Consider the following 24,163-nt stretch of genomic DNA (forward strand, 5'->3'; position numbering starts at 1 on the left):
TCCCCTGTTGCAGAAGGCTTTTTAATCAACCACCTACACAAGATAAATTTGGAAGGGGGTGACCGGGTACCATAAATTAACGTTTTTCCGGGAATTCAATTATAAAAATCAGGAGACGGATCATGAAACAGGTTGTTATTGCAGGTTACTGCCGCTCACCTTTTACTCCAGCTCACAAAGGCCAGCTTTCCCAAATCAGGCCCGATGATTTAATTGCACAGGTAATCAAAGCACTGGTTGAACAAACCGGCGTTAATGCTGAGGATCTGGAAGATGTGATTCTAGGCTGCGCTTTTCCAGAAGGCGAACAAGGCCTCAATCTGGCCCGGCTGGTTGTTCATTTGGCTGATCTTCCGGTTTCAGTAGCAGGTATGACGCTTAACCGCTTTTGCGGATCTTCAATGCAAGCCATACATATAGCGGCCGGTGCGATTCAAATGAATGCGGGTGAAGCGTTTATTTGCGCTGGAGTGGAATCGATGACACGCATTCCGATGGGCGGATTCAACATGATGCCTAATCCTGATCTTTATCAACGTTTTCCCCAAGCGTATATCAGCATGGGTGAAACTGCCGAAAATCTGGCCAAATACTATCAAATAGACCGGATAGACCAGGAAACCTTTGCACTAACCAGTCATCAAAAAGCATTTACCGCTCAACAAAACGGCGGTTTTGCAGACGAAATTATACCCATTACGCTGCCCAATGGTTTACAGATCGTTAAGGATGGCTGTATTCGTCCCGATACATCGCTGGCTGCTCTTTCCGGTTTAAAACCGGCATTCGATAACCGTGGCAGTATTACTGCAGGTACTGCATCGCCGGTCACCGATGGCGCGGCCGCCCTCCTGGTTTGCAGCGAAGATTACGCCGACAGGCATGCGCTCGGCAAATTGGCCCGTATCAAAGCCATTGCAGTGTCCGGCTGCCTGCCCGAAATCATGGGGATAGGCCCGATCAAAGCGACGCATAAAGCCTTGCAGCGCGCCGGACTGACGCTTGACAACATCGATATCATCGAACTGAATGAGGCTTTTTCGGCTCAAGTGCTGGCAGTGCTCAAAGAATTGCCTATCCCTCTGCAAAAACTGAACATTGATGGCGGCGCCATTGCCTTGGGTCATCCTCTAGGCGCAAGCGGCGCTCGAATTACCGGCAAGGCGGCCAGTCTCTTGCAAAGAGAAAACCGCCGTTACGCATTGGCAACCCAGTGTATCGGTGGCGGCCAAGGCATTGCCACTATTTTGGAGGCTATCTCATGAACATCGAAAAAACCGCTGTTATTGGTGCCGGTGTCATGGGTGCAAGCATCGCAGCCCACCTCAGTAATGCCGGAGTTCCTGTCCTGCTGTTAGATATTGTGCCGGAAGGCGCTTCACAGCGAAATCAACTGGCCGAGTCAGCCATCGCCAAACTTCTTAAAACCGACCCAGCGGCTTTTATGCTGGCAAAAAATGCCCGGCTGATCACACCCGGCAATCTGGATGATGATATTGAAAAACTGGCTGAGGTCGATTGGGTCATTGAAGCGGTTATAGAAAATCTGTCCATCAAACAAAAGCTCTACCAGCGATTGGAGGGCATTTGCCCGGCAACTACGTTAATTTCGTCTAACACGTCCACTTTGCCGCTCAAATTGCTGATGGCAGATGCGCCGGAAAGTCTTAAACGGCGCTTTATGATCACCCATTTTTTTAATCCGCCTCGCTATATGCGCTTGCTTGAACTGGTTTCCGGCACTGAAACACTGCCCGAATTCCAGCAGGCGGTGGCCGAATTTGCCGATTTGCGCCTGGGCAAAGGCTGTGTGATTTGTAAAGACACACCCGGCTTTATTGCCAACCGTATCGGTACTTTCTGGATAACATGCGGAGTACAGGAAGCCTTCAAACTGGGCCTGACTGTAGAAGAAGCCGATGCGGCTATCGCCAAACCTTTCGGTATTCCAAAAACCGGCATTTTCGGCTTACTGGATCTGGTCGGCATCGATCTTATTCCTCTCATAATCAAAGGTTTCAATAAGATGTTGCAGGAAGACGATGATTTCCGAAAGCTCGCTCCTCTGCCCGATTTAATTAATAACATGATAGCGGCCGGCTACACTGGCAGAAAAGGAAAAGGGGGGTTTTATCGCTTGCTGCAGATCGAGGGGCAACGCGTCAAGGAATCTATCAATCTTAAAACCGGCGATTATGGCATCAGCATTAAGCCGCAAATGGACTTAGCCTCCGATCCTAAGTTCATACTGTCCGGCAACGATAAAATTGCCACGTTCTGCTGGAACGTCATCTCTCAAACGATTTGCTATGCCGCCTCCCTGCTGCCTGAAGTTGCAGAGGATCCCGTTGCCGTGGATATGGCAATGAAACTGGGCTTCAACTGGACTTACGGACCTTTTGAATTGATCGACCGTATCGGAGCCGCCGGGTTTTGCGATCGCTTGAATCTGGAAAATAGAACGATACCTGCCTTGATTGACGATAGAAAGTCTTTTTATACCGCTGATAACGGCAGGCTTTACTGTAAGGATTTACTGAAACAGTATCAGCCGGTGACACGACCGGACGGAGTTTTACTGTTGTCCGACTGCAAATTAACAAACTCACCGGTTTTACACAACCGGTCAGCCAGTCTCTGGGATTTGGGCGACGGCATCGCTTGCCTGGAGTTCCACAGCAAAATGAATACGCTCGACATGGACACCATGACCGTGATCCGGAAAACCATCGACAAAATCGGTAAAGAATTTGCGGGCTTAGTGATTTACAACGAGGCCGAACATTTTTCTGCCGGTGCGAATCTGTCATTACTGGTTAACGCCATCAAAGAAAAAAACACCGCCGCTATTGCCAATCTGATACGCGTCGGACAAGAAACCTATCAAGCCTTAAAATATGCCCCTTTCCCTGTAGTGGGGGCGCCTTCCGGGCTGTCATTGGGTGGTGGCTGTGAAATTCTGCTGCATTGCGATGCCATTCAAGCTCATGCGGAACTCTATATGGGTCTCGTCGAAGCAGGTGTCGGTTTATTGCCCGGCTGGGGTGGTTGTAAGGAATATTTGCGCAGACAGTTAGAAAACAAAAAACGTTTCGGAGGTCCCATTCCGCCAGTCAGTCAGGCATTTGAAACCATAGGCATGGCCAAAGTATCCAAATCGGCATTCGAAGCGAAGACGCTCCTTTTTTTATCATCCCGCGACGGCATTACCATGAATCGTAGCCGCCTTTTGGCCGACGCAAAAGCCAAGACATTAGCCTTGTCCGCAGGATATCAGCCCCCAGAGCCCTATCAATACAATCTGCCGGGCAGAACCGCGGCCATTTTATTGAATATGGCAAGCCAGGCGATGCATCTCGTTGGAAAAATCACTGCGTACGATACTGTTATCGCAGACCATCTGGCCCAGGTATTGAGCGGCGGCGACTGCGATATCACCCAGCCATTAACTGAAGAAGACCTGATGTCTCTGGAACTGAATGCATTTCTGGCACTGACTCAAAAGCCTGAATCGCTGGCAAGACTGGAACATATGCTGCAAACCGGTAAGCCACTGAGAAATTAGCTTATAAAACAGTAGCGTCTCAGGGCATCTCATGCTCAAGGATCTCAAATGAAAGGGTTATTAACTTTACGCACAGTTACCTTACACAAAACCTGGATAACCGACCTGCGTCGCTTGCTGGTCAGCGAGCCGATTTACAAGGCAATGAAAAAGGCCTTGCCATCCCTATCGCAAACCGAGCAGGAAGCCTTGGAAGCAGGTAATACCTGGTGGGATGCAGAACTTTTTTCCGGCAAGCCCAACTGGCAAGTTTTGCAAAATCTCCCCGCGGCCAAATTGACCACTGAAGAACAGGCTTTTATTGACGGTCCTGTGGAAGCCTTATGCCAGATGCTTGATGACTGGGATATTACTCACAATCGGCGGGATCTTCCGCCTGAAGTTTGGGACTTCATCAAGCGCAACAAATTCTGCGGCATGATTATCCCCAAAAAATACGGTGGCCTGGAATTTTCTGACTATGCCCATTCGCAAGTCGTCATGAAAATCGCCAGCCGCAGCATCAGTGCCGCAGTTACGGTTATGGTGCCCAACTCGTTGGGCCCTGCCAAACTATTGCTTGATTACGGCACTGATGCGCAAAAAAAACATTATTTATACAAACTCGCTGCGGGTGAGGAAATCCCCGCTTTTGCATTGACAGGCCCTTACGCCGGAAGCGATGCCGGAGCGATGCGCGACACAGGTATCGTTTGTTATGGTGCGTTCGAAGGACAGGATAAGGTCCTGGGGATTCGCCTGAATTGGGAAAAACGCTACATAACACTGGGGCCGATTGCCACTGTTTTAGGCCTTGCTTTTAAATTGTATGATCCCGACCATCTGTTAGGCGATAAGGAGAATATCGGTATCACCGTAGCTCTGATACCCACCCACACCCCGGGTATTTCCATCGGACGTCGGCATTACCCCTTAGACTCGGCTTTTCAAAATGGCCCCAACTGGGGCAAAGACGTCTTCATTCCATTGGATTGGATTATTGGCGGCGTTGAACAGGTGGGTAAAGGCTGGAAAATGCTGATGCAAAGCCTGTCCACCGGCCGCGCCATCTCTCTGCCGGCACTGAGTACCGGAGGCGCAAAATTTGCCTGCCGCAACAGCGGAGCTTATGCGCGTATCCGTAAACAATTCAACCTCCCCATCGGCGAATTTGAAGGGATAGAGGAGCCTTTGGCGCGTATGGCCGGTGAGGCGTATATTCTGGATGCAGCTCGCTCAGTAACTGCGGCAGCAATTGATCACGGCGAAAAACCGTCGGTTATCTCCGCCATCATCAAATATGAACTGACCGAGCGCATGCGCCGCGTTATTAACGATGCGATGGACATACAGGGAGGCTCAGGCATCTGTTTGGGACCGCACAACTTCATGGGCCGTTTGTATCAGGTGATTCCGGTCAGCATCACAGTGGAAGGCGCCAACATATTAACCCGAACGATGATGATTTTCGGCCAAGGCTCGGTAAGATGCCACCCTATGATTCAGCAGGAAATGGCCGCGTTGCATCTAGCCAATAAAGAACAAGGCTTGCTTGAGTTTGATCAATTGTTGGTTCAGCACATCAAGCTAACGCTGCGCAACCTGATTTACTGTATAGGGTACGGTTGCAGTAATGCCTGTTTTTCAGAGGTTCCCGGTGATAACAACACTCGCCGCTATTATCGCCAGATTGCCAGATTCAGCGCCGGTTTTGCCGTATTAGTCGATTACGCCCTGCTGTCATTAGGTGGCGCTTTAAAACGGAAAGAACGTCTATCCGGGCAATTTGCCGATGCATTAAGTAATTTATATTTATGTTCGGCTGTGCTTAAGCATTACCAGAATCAGGGTAGCCATGTTGAAGATTTACCCTTGGTCGATTGGGCCTGCCAGACCACGTTATACAGTGCCCAACAATCCTTATTGGCCATTTTGCGACTATTACCTTTTCGGCCTTTATCCTGGTCACTCAGAATCTTGATGTTTCCATTCGGCAAACCCAATGAAACACCTGACGATTTACTCATTCATAAAGCGGCAGCGATTTTATTATCGGATTCTTCAAGCCGAGATCGACTGACGCAGGGTATTTACATCAATACCCAAGATGACGATCCTACCGGCCGTATCGAAATCGCGTTCCAAGCAGTGCTTGCCGCGGCTCCTGTTGAAGTCAAAATTCGCCGGGCACAAAAAAACCGCCACCTATCGAAAGGCGCGATCGAGGATGTCATGTCTGAAGCACTGGATAAGCATATCATCAGCAGTGAAGAGGCCGAATTACTCATTCAAGCAGAAAGTGCGCGGTTCAAAGCCATCAGTGTCGATGATTTTGCGAGAAACGATCTGGAAAAACATTAGCGCTTCCAAATGGATGGCAGTATGTCAGGGAACTTCAATCCCAATGCGGAATAGTGATGTGCTTAAGATAGCAACTAAGCCACTTACCCTCTAGATACAGAGCGTAAGTGGCTTAAAGATATCTCGGCGAACTGCTTCAATCTACCGGTTGTTCGTGAGTGAGATTGTTCAACTGTGACAACTCTTCCAACGATAAAACATGGTTTATCGCCAACAGGATGATGAACACATCACCAACACGAGCCATAGCTTGGATAAAGTCGGTACGAATGTCGGTACCAAAATCGGGAGCGGGCTGAATATTCGCAGGCGGGATTTCCAGAATTTCCCTTACTTCATCCACCAGCATGCCTATCATCTGCGCGCCTTCAAGCACATCCACTTCGACCAGAACAATACAACTGCGCTTGTTGACTTCAGCGCTATGATGTTTAAGCCGCGCCGATAAATCGATGACCGGCACAACATTACCACGCAAGTTAATGACGCCATGAATATAGTCAGGCGTCAGCGGCACATGCGTAACGTTGGCTATCTCTATGATTTCTTTGACATCGAGAATATTGATGGCAAAATTTTCCTTGTCAACCAGAAACGTCAGGTATTGTCCGATTTGTTCCTGCACCGCCACTGCATTTTTGCCGTTTTCTTTTCGGATCAGATTACTCATGGTCTGTTCTCCAGGAACTAGAAGCGCTCAAAATCCGAATCATTAAAATCAAGCGAGGTATCAGCAGCTGCATTGTTCACTTCCGGCTTGTTGGTGTAACTTGCTTTGGCAGGAGACCGGCTTTGACGATAAGGAGGATTATTTCGAGCTCCGCCTTGAGATTTGGCGCCGCTTGAATCGAGTTTGAAGAACGCTACTGCGTGTTGCAATTGTGTCGCCTGCCCATTTAATTCTTCGGCAGTAGCCGCCAATTCCTCGGAGCTGGCCGCATTTTGCTGGGTGGCTTTATCCAGTTGCCGCATTGCATCATTGATTTGATTGATACCACTGGATTGTTCAATTGACGCGGCGTTGATTTCCTGGACCAGATCGGCCGTTTTAACAATATTGGGAACTACTGCTGCAATCAAAGCGCCAGCCTTCTCTGCTATAGCCACACTGTTGGTTGCCAGTTCATTGATTTCCTCTGCAGTAACGCGGCTGCTTTCCGCCAACTTTCGGACTTCGGCAGCAACCACTGCAAAACCTTTACCGTGCTCACCGGCAGACGCAGCTTCAATCGCAGCATTGAGTGATAGCAGATTGGTTTTGTAGGCAATATCCTCGATGAGGCCGATTTTTTTGGCTATGTTTTTCATCGCTTTAACGGTCTCATTTACGGCTTCGCCGCCTTCTCGGGAATCATTGGCTGACTTAGTCGCCATTTGTTCCGTAACATGGGCATTTTCGGTGTTCTGCTGCACTGAAGCATTGAGTTGTTCGATGGCCGAAGTGGTTTCCTCAACACTTGAGGCCTGCTCAGTAGCCGCCTGACTCATACCCTGCGCTGTGGAACTGACCTGCTGAGAAGCACTGGATAAGGTGTCTGAGTTGGAACGGACCTGCTCAACGACAGTACTCAGCTGGTCGCGCATATCACGTAAAGCTTGCGCCAACAGACCAATTTCGTCTTTACCGTTCACTTCCAGTTTTGCGGTCAAATCACCCTTAGATAAGGATTGGGCAAATTTAACACCGATAGTAATAGGCACAGTAATGAGATTAGCGAGGAACATCGCAATCATAATACCCAAAATCAATGCGACGATAATGGTCCCGATTATGATTTTATTGGCTTCGCTGACTAATTCTTCAGCTTGATTCCGTGCAACAGTTAACTGAGCATAACCTGCTTCTTCAGCCGTTTGCGCCTGATTAATGACATCGTCGCCAAGATCGGCCATATCATTCAGAATATTTTTCAGTTCATCATCATTTTTTATCCAGGCTTGCGCCGAAAGCTGATAATCCCGGGTCGCTTTTCGCGCAGCATCAATCAAGCGTATAGCTTCATCAGAGTTAACGATTTTTTGCAAGTTATCATACAACTGCATCAATTCAGGCAGCCAGATTTCCATATTCTTCCAGGCAACCCGATTCTTGTAGTTAACTTCCTCTTTTTCAGCCCGCATGATTTCCATGGCTTTAACATAGATGTTGGCTGCTATGATGTAGCGCTGCACATAAGAATCAAGCTCTTGTGCACTTGCTCCTTTTTTCATAGCTTCCTGATAAAGACTTATTTGACGGTTTAAAAAGTCATCGGCGGCAGAGGCAACAATAGTGCCTCGTTCGACCATTTCTTCGACAGCTTTTTTGTTAGCTTTTAATGCGACAACACCCGCACGGTATTTGTCGGCATATTTTGAAGTACTTTCACGGGCAGCTTTTGACTGAGTCAGTAATTCAGTATTGTTATATTTTTTTCCGACTTGATCGACTTGATCCAAATAACCCATCAATTTCTTGACGTTCTCTTCAGCACGTTGGTAGGTTTCTTCTTTTTCATATAACAAATAGTTTTTCTCTTCCATGATGGTAGCAAATGCCATCCTTTCCACGCCGGTGGCGTATTCCACCGATTTACCATTATTGTCTGTAATACCGAACAACGCATCAGAGACATCACCTATATAAATTTTGGCCAATAGCCCAAAACCAATAGTAATCGCCACTAACAACATTGCCCCAGTAAGAATTTTGGTTTTTATCTTGAGGTCATTAATGTTCATTGAGTTTTTTCCTGTATAACTGAAGTTATGTCTGAAATCGCATCGATCTTTACTGCATGTGCTTCGCGTTTAAAAAGCTTGCCGATCGGGTTCTGTTTTTGATCGCCGCCTGTATCAGCCCTTGAACATCAAGGATCAGTGCGACATTACCGTCTCCCAACACAGTGGCTCCGGTGATTCCTTTGAGATTTTCAAAAACCTTGCCCATAGGCTTGATAACAGTCTGATGCTCGCCGTGTAATTCATCGACGACAAAACCGGCTTTGTTTTGACCCGACTTGACGACGACAACACTCTCACGGCGCTTTACGGTGTCGCTCTTCCGGCTTTTAAAATAATCACCCAAGCGTAAATAAGGCAAAACCTGACCACGCAGATTTATGTAATGTTGCACTTCATCCATCTCACATTCATTGGGATCCATTTCGATACATTCGTCGACCATGCTTAACGGAATGATGTAGCGATCCATCTCGGCACCCACCATAAAACCGTCAATAATCGCGAGTGTCAGCGGCAGATTAATGGTAATTGTCGTTCCTTGACCTTTTTCGCTATCAATTCCTACCGTGCCACGGAGCGCTTCGATGTTTTTCTTGACGACATCCATGCCAACACCACGCCCCGATAAATTGGTGGCGGCCTCTTTTGTGCTGAGCCCGGCAGCAAAGATCAGATCGAAAATTTCCTGCTGTGATAAGCCATGATCGGGTTTGATAAGCCCATTTGCGATGGCCTTGGCGACAATTTTTTCGCAGTTCAAGCCGGCACCGTCATCGGCAATCTGAATCACAATATGTCCTGATTCATGATAGGCGTTGAGCTGCACGATACCCTCTGCGGGTTTGCCAACCGCAAGGCGCTGTTCGGGACTTTCGATGCCGTGGTCGAGTGAATTACGGATCAAGTGCATGAGAGGATCGTTGATTTTCTCAACGACCGTTTTATCCAGTTCTGTCTCGCCTCCGCTTATTTGAAGCTCGATGGTTTTACCCAGCTCATTGCTCACATCGCGCACTATCCTGCGAAAACGTGAAAAAGTTTCGCCAATCTGAACCATACGTAATTCCAACGCGGTATCCCGGATACTGCCAACCAAAGTATTCATGCTGGCGGCAACATCGCCCGCATCGGTTAACCCATGCCGTTCGACTATCAGATTCATAGCCGCGCTGGAAATGACCAACTCGCCTACCAGATTAATTAACTGTCCCAGTTTAGTAGCATCAACACGGATATAATTGGCTTCGGCAGCCAGTTTTTGCTTGGTCTGCTCCTGCTTTTTCAGGGCCTGCTCGACAACGGGCTCCTGAACCACATGCTGTTCAACCAGAATTTTTCCTATCGGCTTGCCCGGTTGATCGCTACTCTCCCGTGATTCATTTTGTTTTTGCAAAGCGCGATTGACATCGTTTTGTGTTAGCGCGCCGACTTGCACAAGCATTTCGCCAACGCGCTTGACATGACTCTCATCCTGAGCGTCCAGCAGGTTGAGGTATTCTTCAACCTTAGAATTGGGCGGCAAAATATTAATATCGCAGTCATCGGAGGCAAACTCGAACACACTCTCTATATTTTGTTTACTTGCTTCGCTTTGAAAAGCAATCTTGAAATGCAGGTAACAGCTTTCCGGGTCCATCTCATCACCGTCCGGCATGCCGGGCGTCAGTGTAATGATTTCCTTAATTTCGCCCAATGTTTGCAGATAACGGATGAAAGACAGCGGATCCATGCCGTTTCTCAACGCGTCTGCCTGAAATTTCAAAGAAATAAGCCAACTTCCGTCAACGGAAATATCACCGCCGCCTTCGCTTTCCAATTTTGAGGTTTCTGCCTCATTGGCCTGAATACCGGTTTCCCTCCTGCCAGAAAGCTGCATTATCAATCTGGCGCTGGCCGCTTCCAGTTCCGGCGGCAAAGGAGCATCCTTTTGTGTCAGGCAATGTTCGATCAATCGCGCAGTTAAATCCTTGCTGTCCAGCAGTACAGAAATCAATTCGGCATCAATGGCTCGCTCACCATTGCGCACTTTATCCAGTACCGATTCAGCTTCATGAGTAAAAGCGACTATGGCATTAAAACCAAACAATCCGGAGCTGCCTTTTATAGTATGCATCGCTCTAAATACGCTGTTAATAGTCTCACTGTCATCCGGTGATGACTCCAGAGACAGCAGCGCGTCTTCCATAGAGATCAAAAGTTCTTCTGATTCCTGGGCAAAGGTAGTTAACGCGGCATCAAATTCACTCATGAGGATTTCCTGTCTGCAGAGATAACAATGGGATCACCGAAATATTTACTGAGGTTAAGCAACTCCATCACATCAAGCACAGCCTGACTGTGCTGAATCAAACTCAGTTTAATATTGTGGAGCACTGCTTCACGCTTTAGAAACAACAATAACTGTAAGCCTGCGCTGTCGATTTCACTAACGCCTGCCAAATCGATTTGTAATGACTTTGCGGAAATCAGATGACTGAAAAGTAATTTTTTTTGCTGAAGGGCCGTGTAGATGGTCATTTCATCCTGAATTGTCAGGCGAATGGAGCCTTTTTTATCTTGCTTTACTTCAATGGACATGAACACATCCTATTTGCGTTTCGCATAGGTTAGGGCAACACCAGTTTGGATACCGCATCCAGCAGTGTCGGCGCCTGAAATGGCTTGGTCAGCCAGGCTTTAGCCCCGGCCGCTTTACCAGCCTGTTTTTTATCGTCGGCCGATTCTGTGGTCAGCATCATCATCGGTGTGAATTTATAGGACGGTAGTTTTTTGGCTTCCTGCACAAAGGTAATTCCATCCATATTTGGCATATTGACATCCGTAATGATCAGATTGATTTTTTGCCCCGTCAGTTTTTTAAGCGCATCCTTGCCGTCACAAGCTTCAATTACTTCATATCCTGCCCCTTTTAGTGCAATAGTGACTACCTGACGAATGGAAGCAGAGTCATCAATAATCATGATGGTTTTTGCCATGGTTTTAATCCTGGTTGATGTTTAGAAAAATGTTAAATCGTTGTCTTGGGCGGCACTCTGGTGAGAAACAGCGCTATTAGCCTGGTGATTAAGCAATTCCTCGGGCATGGTGTAATTAAGCTCCATTCCTGAAAGTGTTTTATCGACATTAATCATGTTGGCATGCCTCTGGGCACCTGCATTGGTGGCACTTTCCACCGTACCTTGAAGGCTGTTAAGGTTATGCTCAACATGCGAAAGCATTTGACTGACACGATCCTGAAATTGGAACGCTGTCAGCACTGTGAAAATTTCGTCCCGTATTTCAGAACTACTGCTTCTTAACGTCTCAGCATCATTTTTAAAAACATTCAGCGCATCCTGTAAATCAGTCAGTGTGTTTTGGATTGCCTCTTCAGCCTCACAGATGGTTTGGTCATCATTAGTTCCAGAAGCAACGGACATCTTTAATGTGTTGGTCATTGCAGAATTGATATCTTCTATCGCGGCACTGATCTTTTTACCGGTCAAGGATGAAAAACCTGCCAACTTGCGTACCTCATCTGCCACCACGGCAAAACCACGGCCATTTTCGCCGGCTCTAGCGGCTTCAATCGCAGCATTTAATGCCAATAAATTGATTTGCTCGGCGACTTTTCGAACTTCCTGGGCCATAGAATCCAATTGATGCGTATGCAAAGACAGTTTACGAACTTCATCGACAACGGCATGTTCAACTTTCTGAATCTCGGCAAGCGCTTTTAATACTTGATTCAAAGCTTTATGAGTATCTGAAAACAAGGCATCAATTCCGCGACCATCCTCGGCATGACCTGTGCCGTTAATAATATTGTTCAAATGATCAACCATAACTCCAAAACGCCTGGTTAAAACCGTGATTTCCTGTTCAGTATGGCTACGGGAGGTTTGCACTTGTCGTAACAGAATCGGCGCCACATGAATAAATAACCGCTCCAGTTCAGTAGTATAAGCATTGACATCATCAAGCTTATTCATTTCATCCTGTTGCCAGCGCCCATTGTTTAGCCGTATCAGAGCTTGCTGTTTATTGAATAACAGGTGACCAATCGAAATGCCGGCCAGGATTAAGACAAGAGTCACGACAAAACCCAACAAACCAAATCCCGACGATAACAACAACAGCAACCCAGACATTAATCCCAATCCGGCCGGAAGCAGATAAAAACTGGTTTTTCCTACACCAGCTTCAGCAGCTGGGTAATTAGCTGTGCGTGACATGAAATTTCCTCTAGAATTCGCAGAATAACTGCGTTGATATTAGTTGCTTTTCCGATCGATACAACCTCCTACCATGCTAGGAAATAGAAAAATGCTAACCCGTCGACTCTTTTTAAATTTGCCTGTTACTTTTTACACTGTGAGGACTGTTTGAGTATTTCACCGATTACACTTGAAGAATTTGATCGGTTCAGGCGCCTGATTTACGACCATGCCGGTATTGCACTGATACCGGAAAAAAAAGTTATGGTGGCCAGCAGACTTGCTAAAAGGCTGGATTACTATGGCGTTTCAACTTATGGAGAATATTTTCAGTTAGCCACCCAACGTGACCATCCTATGGAATTTCAGATGATGGTCAATATTCTTACCACTAACGAAACCTATTTCTTTCGTGAACCCAAGCACTTTGACTTTTTCCGCCAAGAAATTATAAAAAACTGGCGGGGTGAGCATTTCAGGCTGTGGAGTGCAGCCAGTTCATCCGGCGAAGAAGCTTACAGTCTGGCCATGGTGATGGCCCAAGATCTGGGGATGCGGCGTTGGGAAATTTTAGGTTCCGATTTAAGTACTCGTGTCTTGGATATAGCTAAACAAGGCGTCTATACGATGGATAGACTGGAACAAATGGACATGTCACTCATGGAAAAATATTGTCTGAAAGGCGTGCGTTCGCAAGCCGGTTTTTTTAAAGTTGACCAGAAGTTGCGGGACAGGGTGAACTTTCAACAAGTCAATCTGATGCAACCGTTACCGACCGGCATCGGTAAATTCGATGTTATTTTTTTACGCAACGTTTTGATTTATTTTGACCAGGATACTAAAAAACAGGTTGTTGAGCGGCTCGCAACGACTCTAAAACCCGGCGGCTATTTCTTTGTCAGCCATTCCGAAAGTCTGCATCGTATTACTGACCAATTACAAAGTATCAAACCTTCGATTTATCGGAAACCATGAAAGTCCAACCCTTCAAAAACACCCAGCGGATCATTATCGACCCGGGCGAATATTATGTAACACGCCGTAAAGAAGTCATTTCCACACTGTTAGGCTCCTGCGTATCAGCCTGCCTGTTCGATCCGGTCAATCAGGTGTTTGGTATGAACCATTTTTTACTGGCTTACCGATTTCATGCGCATAACATGCCTATCATTCAGTCTGAAGAAGGTCGTTATGGTATTTATGCGATGGAATTACTGATCAACGATATGATGAAAATGGGCGCGAACAAGCTACACTTAAAAGCCAAATGTTTCGGCGGCGGCAATGTCTTGAAATTGCGTGAGGACAGGGAAAACAAAAACACTGTCGGCGACGTTAACGTTTTGTTTATTAAGGAGTTTCTAAAAAACGAACGAATTCCGATAGTCGGCTCCTGTTTGGGAGGTAATCACGGACGGAATGTCCATTTTGTCGGCACGGATTATTCAGTCTTCATAAAAAAAATCGGTGATCAACAAGAACGGCTACTGGAAAATGAAGAACGCCGTTACTGGAAACAAAGTATTGACGAGCGTGAAAAGACCCAGAGTTCAGCCGATTTCTGGTAACGTTGCCCGGCAATTAAACGGCTGAAATCTTTATTAACCATATCAACACAACAGGTTTTATGGCGGACATCAAAGTATTTATCGTCGACGATTCAGCCGTAGTCAGGCAGGTCTTGACCGCCCTGTTGAGCAGCATAGCGGGCATCACAGTTATCGGCTCGGCACCCGATCCTCTGTTTGCTCTGAAACGGATGGAAACAGACTGGCCGGACGTCATTGTTCTGGACATTGAGATGCCGCGCATGGACGGTATCACCTTTCTAAAAAAACTGATGCAGGAACATCCCACCCCCGTGGTGATTTGCTCAACGCTCACGGCAAAGGGGGCGGAAGTCACCATGCAGGCGATGAGTGCTGGTGCGGTTGACATCATTACCAAACCGACTGTCAATCTAAAAGGTTTTCTCCAGGATTCAAAAACCCTATTGGCGGATGCAATAAAAGGCGCGTCCCACGCCAGAGTTGGCCGAATGAGTACGGGCAGTCCGAAAAAATCAATCATGGAATCGCAGCCCAAACTCAACGCCGATGCCATCATTGCCCCCCATGCAAGCAGTATCCACGAAACGACCGATAGAGTGGTATCTATAGGAACCTCTACAGGCGGGACCCAGGCACTGGAATATGTGCTGACGCGTTTGCCGCGATCAGTCCCGGGAATTATTATCGTCCAGCATATGCCGGAAGCCTTTACCGCAGCGTTTGCAAAACGCCTGGACAGTCTTTGCCAAGTCACCGTTAAAGAAGCGGAGCAAAACGACCGGGTCATTCCCGGTTTGGTTTTAATCGCTCCGGGCGGCAAACACATGCTGTTAAGACGTAGCGGCGCACAGTACAGGGTAGAAATCAAAGACGGCCCCTTGGTCAGCCGTCATCGCCCGTCCGTGGACGTTCTTTTTCGATCTACAGCCCAAGCCGCAGGTCAAAACGCGCTTGGTATCATTATGACGGGCATGGGAGATGACGGCGCACGCGGCATGAAAGAGCTACACGATACCGGCGCCTTGACGGTAGCGCAGGATGAAAACAGCTGCGTTGTATACGGCATGCCCAAAGAGGCCGTCAAACATGGCGGTACTGATGGCGAACTGCCTTTATCGGCAATCCCCAACCTGATTATCCACTCTCCCAACCGGGCTCGCTTTCTAAAAGGATCTTAGTCAGCAATTCCCAATTTGATGACACAAAAGGGTAGGCGTAAACTTTGCGGGAATGTCGGCAGCAGGGATACTGCCGTCAAGCGCCATGGAGGGGTCTACGACGTTCCTTGCAAGGCTTACACCTACCCTCAAGGCCGCATTATCAGTTCAAACTGGGAATTGCTGGATCTTAGTTCTGAATTAAGATAGCGAATCAATACCAATTTGACAAATTAAGAGAATGGGGTTAAAACACTCAATAGTTTCGAAGCGAAACTATTGAGTCAATCCACTTGATGGGAGATAACATCATGAAAAACAGTATTTTGACCCTCATCTCATGCACCTTATTTACTCTTTCAACCGCCGTATCTGCCCAGGAACAAAGCGTCCCATATCCCGAAGGCTACAGAAACTGGCTACATGCCAAATCCATGCTGATACAACCGGGCCATGCTCTGGAAAATCCATTTCAAGGCATCCACCACGTTTATGCGAACGCATTAGCTGAAACCGGACTAAAAACAGGCAAGTACGAAGACGGCGCCATACTCGTCTTCGATCTGCTCAATTATCAGGAAAAAGACAAGTCTATTCAGGAAGGCGAAAGAAAACTGGTCGGCGTTATGCAAAAGAGTGCCAAAAAATATGCCGCAACCGGAGGCTGGGGATTTGAAGGTTTCTCCGGTGACAGCAAAACAGAACGTCTCGTTAAAGATGGCGGCGCGTCATGCTTTGCTTGCCACACCTCAGAAAAAGACAAGGACTATGTCTTTTCCGAATATCGAAAATAACGGATTAAATTTAATTATCAAGCGTTTGACAAGCCGTTCTTGCTAAGCCCCCCTCAAGGCTTGAGCGGCTTGTCACCTTTCTAATGGCCTCGAAAGTCAGCAAGCATCTTTTCCAATCGTAACAGCAATTCCCAATTTGACACTAAAGAAGGGTAAGGTGACAGGGTAAACGCATTAAAATAATTAATATATCAATATGTTACCGGTTACTTAGAACGAATAGTCCATTTGGTTTAACTTGTGATGCCTCTCCCTGGGGCCCGTTAGGCCGCGCCGAGCACTGGCTATTTTGCAGAGAACAGCCCGCTAGGGGAGCGGCAGGGATGCCGCTCGTTTTCGGAGGGCTAGGGATAGCCCATCCGAAAACCCTCGGCAAAATCGTCAGCGCGCAGGATGCAGCGGCCTTCGGGTGTCTTTTCTTTTGGATACTTTTCTTTGGACAAGCAAAGACAAAATCGACGTGAACGATTTTGAACAGCTTTAGCTGGCCCGAAGGGCGAAACCCAAGGATGGGTTTCGTAGTAGTATCGCGGTTGTCGGTCCGCGAACCGATTCCACATAAACATCGCGATAGCGACACATAGCCTTTTTTAGGTTTCAAATCAACCGAGTCTTATAGTAAATCCGGAAAAAGGAATATTTTAACTATCTGATTTTCTATAGTGTTTTAATGCGTTTGCCCTGGGTAAGGTGAGTTTGGCGAGGATGTCGATAGCAGGATTGCTATCGTCAAGTCCCCCATGGAAGGTTTCACGGCGTGCCTCGCCAGACTTGCCTTGCCCCTAAACGACGCTAAAATGCTCCAACCGGGTGGTACTGAAACCATCAGAATCTGTTAGAGTATTAATCAGTGAACGGAGCTTGCCCTCACTAGTTAGCGACAAGAAAATCAACGAATTCGTAAAGTTTATTCGATTAATAAATCATTTCTCACCACTAAGATCGGCCTTATTGGATAATTAACATTGTTTTTCTGGCTAAATGCTTGCTTCTTTCCCAACCCGATTCGATCAGGATCAAATAAATTTCTGTTTAATTCAAACGTGGAGGAAAAATGAAACTGCGTGAGAACTTTTCCAATTTGGAATATGCCGGAACCGATTGGCGCAGACTGCTGTTTCGGGGAATTGTCATGTTAATTGCCGGAACTCTTTTGGTATTCTCCACCTTATTTAAACCTGATGTAATAATCATGCAGATACGGGATTTCTCCTGGCTGCCTGTTTGTGGCGTAGTTATTTTTATTGTCGGTTGCCTGGAATGTTTCGATGCGGCTATTACTAAGGATTTGAGAAGTTTTTTTCTAAACCTGCAAAACGGTGTTTTGGATGTCGTGGTTTCCGGCTTGATCATATTCAGCATCGGAGACGACCCCATCAGACTGAGTCTTTTGATTGCAGCATTTTTAATGATCAAAGGGATTTTTCGACTGACTCTGGCCTATGCCACACAGTTACCTAATGTGGTATCGACATCGGTAGGTGCCGGAGTATCTATTTTCCTCGGTCTGCTTATCTGGCTGGAGTGGCCGTCATCCGCCGTCTGGTTTCTTGCCTTATGCCTTAGCGCCGAAATCGGGTTGCGAGGATGGGCGGGCATAATGTTTGCCTATTGGGTTAAAGCCCACAATAACCAAGAGCCCGTGAACTCCTGATCGTTAGCGGTTATTATTCAGTGTAGAGTTGGGGCAGGCCCTACGAGCTAACCCAACCTAACCGACTAATACAAAATGATTACCGGCAAAAAGACAAGCTAACCCTTTAACTTCGCCATCAGCATCTTATTGACTTCGGCAGGATTAGCCTTACCCTGGGTCTCCTTCATCACCTGTCCGACGAAAAACCCAAACACCTTATCTTTACCGCTGCGGAATTGTTCGACCTGACCCTGGTTATTGGCAATGATAGTATCGATGATAGCTTCGATCGCCCCCATGTCGGTGATTTGCACCAGACCATCCTGCTCGATGATGTCATCGGCTGTGGCAGTGCCGTTCCACAATTTATCGAATACCTGTTTGGCGATTTTGCCTGAAATGGTGTTGTCGGCAATGCGTTTGATCAGACCGGACAAGCGCTCAGGGCTGACCGGGCAATGACTGATATCCAAACCGGCTTTGTTGAGCGCACCCAGCACATCGCCGGTCATCCAGTTGGTAGCCAGTTTGGCTTGTCCACCTGATTGCTGAACCACTTGTTCGTAAAAATCGGCTAACTCGCGCGATGAAGTCAACGTAGTTGCGCTTTCATCATCCTGGGCGTATTGCTCGATAAAACGCTGCTTTTTAGCGCCCGGCAATTCCGGCAGAGTGGCTTTGATTTGTGTTTTTAATGCTTCGGAAATAGACACCGGCAGTAAGTCGGGGTCCGGAAAATAACGGTAATCGTTGGCTTCTTCCTTGCTGCGCATGGACCGCGTTTCATCTTTATTGGCATCGTATAGCCGGGTTTCCTGGACGACTCTACCGCCCATCTCAATCAAATCAATCTGCCTTTCAATTTCATGGTTGATGGCTTTTTCGACAAATTTAAACGAGTTGATATTTTTGATTTCGGCACGGGTTCCGAATTCACTTTGACCTTTTGGTCTTACCGAGACATTGGCATCGCAGCGGAAAGAGCCTTCCTGCATGTTACCGTCGCAAATTTCCAGATAACGCACCAATTCATGCAATTGACGCATATAAGCCACAGCCTCTTTGGCTGAGCGCATGTCCGGCTCTGAAACGATTTCCAGCAGCGGTGTGCCGGCTCGATTTAAATCGATTCCGGTCAAACCATGAAAATCCTCATGCAGCGATTTACCGGCATCTTCTTCCAAATGTGCACGGGTTACCCCAATGCGTTTTTTGACACCGTCGACTTCTATATCCAGATAGCCCTTGCCGACGATAGGCAGTTCGAACTGACTGATCTGATAGCCTTTGGGCAAATCCGGGTAAAAATAATTTTTCCGCGCGAAAACCGAATAAGGCGCAATCTCGGCTTCAATGGCCAGACCGAATTTAACGGCCATCCTGACCGCTTCTTCATTTAAAACCGGCAGCACACCGGGCAAGCCCAAATCAACGGCACAAGCTTGAACATTGGGCTCGGCGCCATAAGCGATGGGTGCTCCTGAAAAAATTTTGGATTGAGTTGCCAACTGGGTATGAATTTCCAGACCGATCACAACTTCCCATTTTTGATTGTCCATGTGTTCTCCTTACTCAAAACCTTTAGGGGACCGCTGATGCCAATCGGTGACTTGCTGATAGTGATGCGCCACATTCAGCAAGCGATCCTCAGCGAAATACTGACCGATAATTTGCAAACCTACCGGCATCGCATTTAAAAACCCGGCCGGAATAGAAATGGCGGGAAGACCGGCCAAATTGATAGCAATGGTGTAAATGTCAGACAAATACATCTGAATCGGATCGCCGGTTTTTTCGCCCAGGCCAAACGCGGTAGACGGGGTAACCGGCCCCATGATGACATCGACTTCTGAAAAGGCCTTCTTAAAATCCTCGCTAATAAGCCGTCGCACCTTTTGGGCTTTTAGATAATAAGCGTCGTAATAACCGGCTGATAACGCATAAGTGCCTATCAAAATCCGCCGTTTTACTTCCTTGCCAAAGGCTTCGCCCCGTGATCGGGTGTAAAGATCGGTCAGGTCTGCCGGATTTTCACAGCGATAACCGAATCTGACCCCGTCAAAACGGGATAAATTAGCCGAACACTCTGCTGGCGCAATGATGTAATAAGCCGGAATCGCATATTTCAGGTTGGGCATGGACACTTCTTTGACGGTTGCCCCAAGCCGACGGTATTCATCAACGGCAGCTTCGATAATTGCCGCAATCCCGGTATCAAGGCCTTCGCCAAAAAATTCCTTGGGCAAGCCGATGGTCAGTCCGTCCAGTTTCTGATTAATACTTGCCAGGTAATCCGGTACCGGCTTATCAACGCTGGTGGAATCTTTTTCATCAAATCCGGCCATGGTTTGCAACAAAATGGCCGCATCTTCAGCGGTTCTGGTCATAGGGCCGCCCTGATCCAGACTGGAGGCATAGGCGATCATGCCATAGCGAGACACCCGGCCATAGGTTGGTTTCAATCCGGTAATCCCGCACAATGCAGCGGGTTGCCGGATCGAACCGCCAGTATCGGTACCTGTTACGCCAGGGACCAGACGAGCGGCGACAGCAGCGGCAGAGCCACCCGATGAACCACCCGGCACTGTCTTGGTATCCCAGGGATTAAGGACAGGACCGTAATAACTTGTTTCATTGGAAGAACCCATCGCAAACTCATCCATGTTTAATTTGCCCAGCATCACTGCCCCGGCATCATTGAATTTGGTTACGACGGTTGCATCATAGGGGGCAATAAAGTTATCCAGCATTTTTGAACCGCAACTGGTTTTAATCCCATCCGTGCAAAATATGTCTTTTTGCGCAATGGGTATACCTGTCAGCAAACCGGAGGAACCTTCCGCCAACCTTTTATCAGCCGCTTCCGCTTGAGCCAAAGCTTGATCCGGAGTTACCGTGACAAACGCATTGAGATTTTGGTGTTGGGTAATTCTGTCAAGAAAAATCCGGGTCAGTTCGACACTCGAAAATTCGCCGCTGCGTAACCCTCTAGCCAGTTCGGCGATGGTTTTATTATGCATGGTCAATATAATCTCGGTTATTTTTGATTGATTTTGTAACTGTTCAGCGTAAAGGTTTCATTATCCTTTCTATAAGGATAGAGACAGCTTACGCGTTGAATGCAAGTTAGATTGTATTTGAAATGGATATAAAGAGTCCCGTCTGCACTACTTCGGACAACACTTTTAATCCTCTTATTCAATGACTTTGGGAACCAGGTAAAGACCTTCCTCAACCTGAGGCGCAATGGCCTGAAACTTTTCCCGTTGATTTTGTTCGGTCACTTTATCAGGTCGCAAACGTTGTGATTGATCCATTGGGTGCGCCATGGGGAGTACTTCACAGGTATCAAGCGTACCCATTTGCACCATCAAATCCAGAATACCGGATAGATCCTGGGCATAGTTGCCTTCATCTTGAGGGTTAATCCCCAAACGCGCCAAATGCGCGATTTTTTTTACATCATCAGCCGTTAACGACACTTTACTTACTCCATTAACATTTAATAGCAATATGATACTTTATATCTTGCTCAAATACCCGCATGATTGATAAAGTAATGCAATTTACTCGCTAAGGAAACCGGTTAAGATGTTCAAAAGAATTCGCGGTCTGTTCTCAAATGATCTATCGATTGATTTAGGCACCGCAAACACATTGATATACGTCCCTGGTAAAGGAATCGTATTGAACGAACCCTCCGTAGTCGCTATCAAGGAAGACAAGATTCGCGGCCATAAAACCATTGCAGCCGTAGGTACTGAAGCGAAAATGATGCTGGGCCGGACACCGGGCAACATTACCGCAATTCGTCCTTTAAAAGACGGCGTCATTGCCGACTTTGCCGTGACCGAACGCATGCTGCGCTATTTCATAGAAAAAGTGCATGAAAACAAATTATTAAGACCCAGCCCTCGTATTTTGATCTGTGTACCTTGCGGATCAACTCAAGTGGAACGTAGGGCCATTCGCGAGTCAGCCTCTATGGCAGGAGCCCGCGAAGTGTATTTGATTGAAGAGCCGATGTCGGCAGCAGTGGGCGCAGGATTACCGGTAGACGAAGCACAAGGCTCCATGGTCTTGGACATTGGTGGCGGCACGTCCGAAGTGGCTGTTATTTCATTGAACGGCATTGTTTACTCGGCATCGGTACGGATTGGCGGAGACCGGTTCGATGAAGCCATCATAAATTATGTTCGCCGTAATTACGGCACCTTGATTGGTGAAGCGACAGCTGAAAGAATCAAGCACGAAATCGGCGCAGCCTACCCCGGCAGCGAAGTGAAAGAAATCGAAGTCAAAGGCCGTAACCTGGCAGAAGGCGTACCCAGAAGTTTCTCACTAAACAGCAATGAAATTTTAGAGGCATTACAAGATCCGTTGGCGGGCATCGTTGGATCGGTCAAAGTTGCGCTGGAACAAACCCCTCCTGAATTGGGTGCGGATGTCGCGAATCGCGGCATCGTCCTCACTGGCGGCGGCGCTTTACTTAAAGACATTGATAGATTGATTGCTGAAGAAACAGGGTTACCGGTCTATATCGCAGACGATCCGCTAACTTGCGTGGCCAGGGGCGGCGGCATGGTCCTGGAAATGCTCGATAAAAAAGGCGCGTCGGCATTTTCTTTGGAATAACCGGCATCCCGGCAATCAAATAAAAGCAGCGTTACTGATCAAAATCCGGCTTACTTTTATCCTCGCTCCGGAAGATAGCAGAGCGGAAAAAATCTAGTTGCCGGATTTTGAAATAAAAATTCTGTTATACGTTTTTCTATAAAATAATTGAAGCGGACCTAGGTCTTGCTTGTTGTCCTGTTTTTGCTCCCAGAGGCATTTCGCTATCAACCCACTATTTGCCACCGGCCCATCGCTTAACACACGCCTGCTGGTCGCGGTATTGTTATCCTTGACGCTCTTGATTACAGAGCACAGAGGAACGCGGCTTGAGAGCGCTCGTGCCGCTCTGTCAGTCCTAGTGTACCCTATCCACAATTTGGTAGACGCGCCTATCCATCTGGTTTCTTCGACAGTTGAAACCGTGATGAACATGCACAAGTTAAAAGAAGAGAACGAAAAGCTCAAACAGGACGAGTTGATTTATAAAACTCAGCTATTGAAATTTGCCGCACTGGAACGTGAAAATATCCGTTTGCGCGCTTTACTCGAAAAATCTTTCAAGTTGGGTGAACAGGTATTGGTAGCCGAACTGCTCTCGGTCAATCTGGCACCCTACGAACATGTGGTGCTGGTTAATAAAGGCTCACGCTTCGGTGTCCATCCGGAACAACCGGTGCTTGATGCCTATGGTGTTGTCGGACAAATCATACGGGCTTTACCCTTTAGCTCTGAAGTCATGCTTATCACTGATCCTAGCCATGCCATACCGGTTCAAGTCAACCGGAACGGCCTGCGAACCATTGCTGTGGGCAGCGGTCAGATCAACCGCATCAAACTGCCTTTTTTACCCAACAATTCGGATATCAAAAAAGGCGACTTACTGATAACGTCAGGATTGGGCGGAGCTTTTCCTCAAGGCTATCCGGTAGCTGTAGTTGACGAAATCAATTATCAACCCAATAAACCTTTTGCAGAAATTTTTGCAACCCCTAAGGCGCAACTCAACAAAAGCCGTGAATTACTGATTGTATGGAGCAACAGAGAACCTGTGCCCTTATTCAGCCAGGAAACGCCCGAAATAAGTATCGAGTCGAACCATGAATAACCCATCCAGCCTGCTCAGGCTCGTCCTCTCCATTATTCTCGCCATGTGCCTTAGAATTGCGCCGTGGCAGGAACCCTTAACGGCCTATAATCCTGACTGGATATTACTGACCGTCATTTATTGGTCTTTAGCCTCGCCTGAACGGCGCGGCATTTTTACAGGACTGACGGTTGGCATCCTCACCGATATATTGACAGGGCGAATGCTGGGATTACATGCACTGACTTATTCCCTGGCTGCTTTTTTCAGCCTTAAACTGCACAAACGGTTGCGTCAATACCCTCTGCCGCAGCAAGGTTTGTTTATTATGCTATGCCTGTTCTGTTCACAATTTCTGACATTTTGGCTGGAAAATCTGCATGCACCGCTCAGATTTCAGGCATCATTCTGGCTGCCAGTGTTAACAGGAACCGTTTGCTGGCCATTGGTTTACTCCTTTCTTCGGGTAGTTAGACTCCATAATCGCTCCCGATAAGCGC

At 47.3% G+C, this 24,163-nt stretch carries 20 protein-coding genes; 11 read left to right on the forward strand and 9 right to left on the reverse strand.

The window, feature by feature from the left end; translation table 11 throughout:
* Positions 1–122 precede the first annotated feature (122 nt).
* The 3 genes from GO003_RS03150 to GO003_RS03160 are packed head-to-tail and all read left to right on the forward strand — an operon-like array spanning position 123 to position 5,905.
* Positions 123–1,265, forward strand: a complete 1,143-nt coding sequence (locus GO003_RS03150; protein ID WP_159651719.1) for a thiolase family protein — start codon at positions 123–125, stop codon at positions 1,263–1,265.
* Entirely contained in the window at positions 1,262–3,565 is a 2,304-nt protein-coding gene (locus GO003_RS03155; protein ID WP_159651717.1) for a 3-hydroxyacyl-CoA dehydrogenase/enoyl-CoA hydratase family protein, read from the forward strand. The genes GO003_RS03150 and GO003_RS03155 overlap by 4 nt, the downstream gene beginning before the upstream one ends.
* A gap of 48 nt (positions 3,566–3,613) precedes the next feature.
* Positions 3,614–5,905: an acyl-CoA dehydrogenase gene (locus tag GO003_RS03160; protein ID WP_159651715.1), complete on the forward strand. Its 2,292-nt coding sequence runs from the start codon at positions 3,614–3,616 to the stop codon at positions 5,903–5,905.
* 136 nt (positions 5,906–6,041) lie between these two features.
* Here the strand turns inward: GO003_RS03160 and GO003_RS03165 are convergent, their stop codons facing one another.
* Genes GO003_RS03165 through GO003_RS03190 form a run of 6 tightly spaced genes read right to left on the reverse strand, consistent with a single transcriptional unit; the run spans position 6,042 to position 12,843 of the window.
* Complete coding sequence (locus tag GO003_RS03165) at positions 6,042–6,575, reverse strand: chemotaxis protein CheW (RefSeq protein WP_159651713.1); 534 nt, start codon at positions 6,573–6,575, stop codon at positions 6,042–6,044.
* Positions 6,576–6,592: 17 nt separating this feature from the next.
* Positions 6,593–8,626, reverse strand: coding sequence for a methyl-accepting chemotaxis protein (locus GO003_RS03170; RefSeq protein ID WP_159651710.1), 2,034 nt, complete (start codon positions 8,624–8,626; stop codon positions 6,593–6,595).
* A 49-nt stretch (positions 8,627–8,675) separates the two neighbouring features.
* Positions 8,676–10,877, reverse strand: a complete 2,202-nt coding sequence (locus GO003_RS03175) for a chemotaxis protein CheA (RefSeq protein WP_159651708.1) — start codon at positions 10,875–10,877, stop codon at positions 8,676–8,678.
* Positions 10,874–11,206: an STAS domain-containing protein gene (locus GO003_RS03180; protein WP_159651706.1), complete on the reverse strand. Its 333-nt coding sequence runs from the start codon at positions 11,204–11,206 to the stop codon at positions 10,874–10,876. The genes GO003_RS03175 and GO003_RS03180 overlap by 4 nt, the downstream gene beginning before the upstream one ends.
* Positions 11,207–11,235: 29 nt before the next feature.
* The gene (locus tag GO003_RS03185; RefSeq protein WP_159651704.1) at positions 11,236–11,604 is read right to left on the reverse strand and encodes a response regulator; all 369 of its coding nucleotides are present in this window, start codon (positions 11,602–11,604) and stop codon (positions 11,236–11,238) included.
* A 21-nt stretch (positions 11,605–11,625) separates the two neighbouring features.
* Positions 11,626–12,843, reverse strand: coding sequence for a methyl-accepting chemotaxis protein (locus GO003_RS03190; protein ID WP_159651702.1), 1,218 nt, complete (start codon positions 12,841–12,843; stop codon positions 11,626–11,628).
* Positions 12,844–12,993: 150 nt separating this feature from the next.
* Here GO003_RS03190 and GO003_RS03195 point away from each other — a divergent pair, with 150 nt between their 5' ends.
* From GO003_RS03195 to GO003_RS03215, 5 genes are all read left to right on the forward strand, one after another.
* Positions 12,994–13,800: a CheR family methyltransferase gene (locus GO003_RS03195; protein WP_159651700.1), complete on the forward strand. Its 807-nt coding sequence runs from the start codon at positions 12,994–12,996 to the stop codon at positions 13,798–13,800.
* Positions 13,797–14,393: a chemotaxis protein CheD gene (locus GO003_RS03200; protein ID WP_159651698.1), complete on the forward strand. Its 597-nt coding sequence runs from the start codon at positions 13,797–13,799 to the stop codon at positions 14,391–14,393. The genes GO003_RS03195 and GO003_RS03200 overlap by 4 nt, the downstream gene beginning before the upstream one ends.
* 59 nt (positions 14,394–14,452) lie before the next feature.
* Complete coding sequence (locus tag GO003_RS03205) at positions 14,453–15,553, forward strand: protein-glutamate methylesterase/protein-glutamine glutaminase (RefSeq protein WP_159651696.1); 1,101 nt, start codon at positions 14,453–14,455, stop codon at positions 15,551–15,553.
* Between the two features lie 290 nt (positions 15,554–15,843).
* Entirely contained in the window at positions 15,844–16,326 is a 483-nt protein-coding gene (locus GO003_RS03210) for a cytochrome P460 family protein (protein WP_159651694.1), read from the forward strand.
* A 1,054-nt stretch (positions 16,327–17,380) separates the two neighbouring features.
* Entirely contained in the window at positions 17,381–17,980 is a 600-nt protein-coding gene (locus tag GO003_RS03215; RefSeq protein ID WP_159651692.1) for an HdeD family acid-resistance protein, read from the forward strand.
* 98 nt (positions 17,981–18,078) lie between these two features.
* Here the strand turns inward: GO003_RS03215 and gatB are convergent, their stop codons facing one another.
* The 3 genes from gatB to gatC all read right to left on the reverse strand — a co-directional run bounded on the left by gatB (position 18,079) and on the right by gatC (position 21,444).
* Positions 18,079–19,521 (reverse strand): Asp-tRNA(Asn)/Glu-tRNA(Gln) amidotransferase subunit GatB, encoded by a 1,443-nt coding sequence (gatB, locus tag GO003_RS03220; RefSeq protein WP_159651690.1) that lies wholly within the window; start codon positions 19,519–19,521, stop codon positions 18,079–18,081.
* Between the two features lie 9 nt (positions 19,522–19,530).
* Positions 19,531–20,982, reverse strand: a complete 1,452-nt coding sequence (gene gatA, locus GO003_RS03225) for an Asp-tRNA(Asn)/Glu-tRNA(Gln) amidotransferase subunit GatA (protein ID WP_159651688.1) — start codon at positions 20,980–20,982, stop codon at positions 19,531–19,533.
* A gap of 174 nt (positions 20,983–21,156) precedes the next feature.
* Positions 21,157–21,444, reverse strand: a complete 288-nt coding sequence (gatC, locus tag GO003_RS03230) for an Asp-tRNA(Asn)/Glu-tRNA(Gln) amidotransferase subunit GatC (RefSeq protein ID WP_159651686.1) — start codon at positions 21,442–21,444, stop codon at positions 21,157–21,159.
* 109 nt (positions 21,445–21,553) lie between these two features.
* On the opposite strand from gatC, the gene GO003_RS03235 reads away from it, so the two are divergent.
* From GO003_RS03235 to mreD, 3 genes are all read left to right on the forward strand, one after another.
* Entirely contained in the window at positions 21,554–22,597 is a 1,044-nt protein-coding gene (locus tag GO003_RS03235; protein WP_159651684.1) for a rod shape-determining protein, read from the forward strand.
* 172 nt (positions 22,598–22,769) lie between these two features.
* Entirely contained in the window at positions 22,770–23,684 is a 915-nt protein-coding gene (gene mreC / locus GO003_RS03240) for a rod shape-determining protein MreC (RefSeq protein WP_159651682.1), read from the forward strand.
* Positions 23,677–24,159, forward strand: coding sequence for a rod shape-determining protein MreD (gene mreD, locus GO003_RS03245; protein ID WP_159651680.1), 483 nt, complete (start codon positions 23,677–23,679; stop codon positions 24,157–24,159). The genes mreC and mreD overlap by 8 nt, the downstream gene beginning before the upstream one ends.
* The last annotated feature ends 4 nt before the right edge of the window (positions 24,160–24,163 follow it).

This window comes from Methylicorpusculum oleiharenae (assembly GCF_009828925.2).
GTDB lineage: Bacteria > Pseudomonadota > Gammaproteobacteria > Methylococcales > Methylomonadaceae > Methylicorpusculum > Methylicorpusculum oleiharenae.

What these genes read in the sequence shown, in the direction of transcription:
- mreD (WP_159651680.1), top strand. Translation starts at nt 23,677, where the DNA reads ATGAATAACCCATCCAGCCTGCTCAGGCTCGTCCTCTCCATTATTCTC.
- GO003_RS03150 (WP_159651719.1), top strand. Translation starts at nt 123, where the DNA reads ATGAAACAGGTTGTTATTGCAGGTTACTGCCGCTCACCTTTTACTCCA.
- GO003_RS03235 (WP_159651684.1), top strand. Translation starts at nt 21,554, where the DNA reads ATGTTCAAAAGAATTCGCGGTCTGTTCTCAAATGATCTATCGATTGAT.
- GO003_RS03185 (WP_159651704.1), bottom strand. Translation starts at nt 11,604, where the DNA reads ATGGCAAAAACCATCATGATTATTGATGACTCTGCTTCCATTCGTCAG.
- GO003_RS03180 (WP_159651706.1), bottom strand. Translation starts at nt 11,206, where the DNA reads ATGTCCATTGAAGTAAAGCAAGATAAAAAAGGCTCCATTCGCCTGACA.
- GO003_RS03210 (WP_159651694.1), top strand. Translation starts at nt 15,844, where the DNA reads ATGAAAAACAGTATTTTGACCCTCATCTCATGCACCTTATTTACTCTT.
- GO003_RS03165 (WP_159651713.1), bottom strand. Translation starts at nt 6,575, where the DNA reads ATGAGTAATCTGATCCGAAAAGAAAACGGCAAAAATGCAGTGGCGGTG.
- gatA (WP_159651688.1), bottom strand. Translation starts at nt 20,982, where the DNA reads ATGCATAATAAAACCATCGCCGAACTGGCTAGAGGGTTACGCAGCGGC.
- GO003_RS03155 (WP_159651717.1), top strand. Translation starts at nt 1,262, where the DNA reads ATGAACATCGAAAAAACCGCTGTTATTGGTGCCGGTGTCATGGGTGCA.
- GO003_RS03190 (WP_159651702.1), bottom strand. Translation starts at nt 12,843, where the DNA reads ATGTCACGCACAGCTAATTACCCAGCTGCTGAAGCTGGTGTAGGAAAA.
- GO003_RS03160 (WP_159651715.1), top strand. Translation starts at nt 3,614, where the DNA reads ATGAAAGGGTTATTAACTTTACGCACAGTTACCTTACACAAAACCTGG.
- GO003_RS03205 (WP_159651696.1), top strand. Translation starts at nt 14,453, where the DNA reads ATGGCGGACATCAAAGTATTTATCGTCGACGATTCAGCCGTAGTCAGG.
- GO003_RS03170 (WP_159651710.1), bottom strand. Translation starts at nt 8,626, where the DNA reads ATGAACATTAATGACCTCAAGATAAAAACCAAAATTCTTACTGGGGCA.
- gatB (WP_159651690.1), bottom strand. Translation starts at nt 19,521, where the DNA reads ATGGACAATCAAAAATGGGAAGTTGTGATCGGTCTGGAAATTCATACC.
- GO003_RS03175 (WP_159651708.1), bottom strand. Translation starts at nt 10,877, where the DNA reads ATGAGTGAATTTGATGCCGCGTTAACTACCTTTGCCCAGGAATCAGAA.
- GO003_RS03200 (WP_159651698.1), top strand. Translation starts at nt 13,797, where the DNA reads ATGAAAGTCCAACCCTTCAAAAACACCCAGCGGATCATTATCGACCCG.
- GO003_RS03215 (WP_159651692.1), top strand. Translation starts at nt 17,381, where the DNA reads ATGAAACTGCGTGAGAACTTTTCCAATTTGGAATATGCCGGAACCGAT.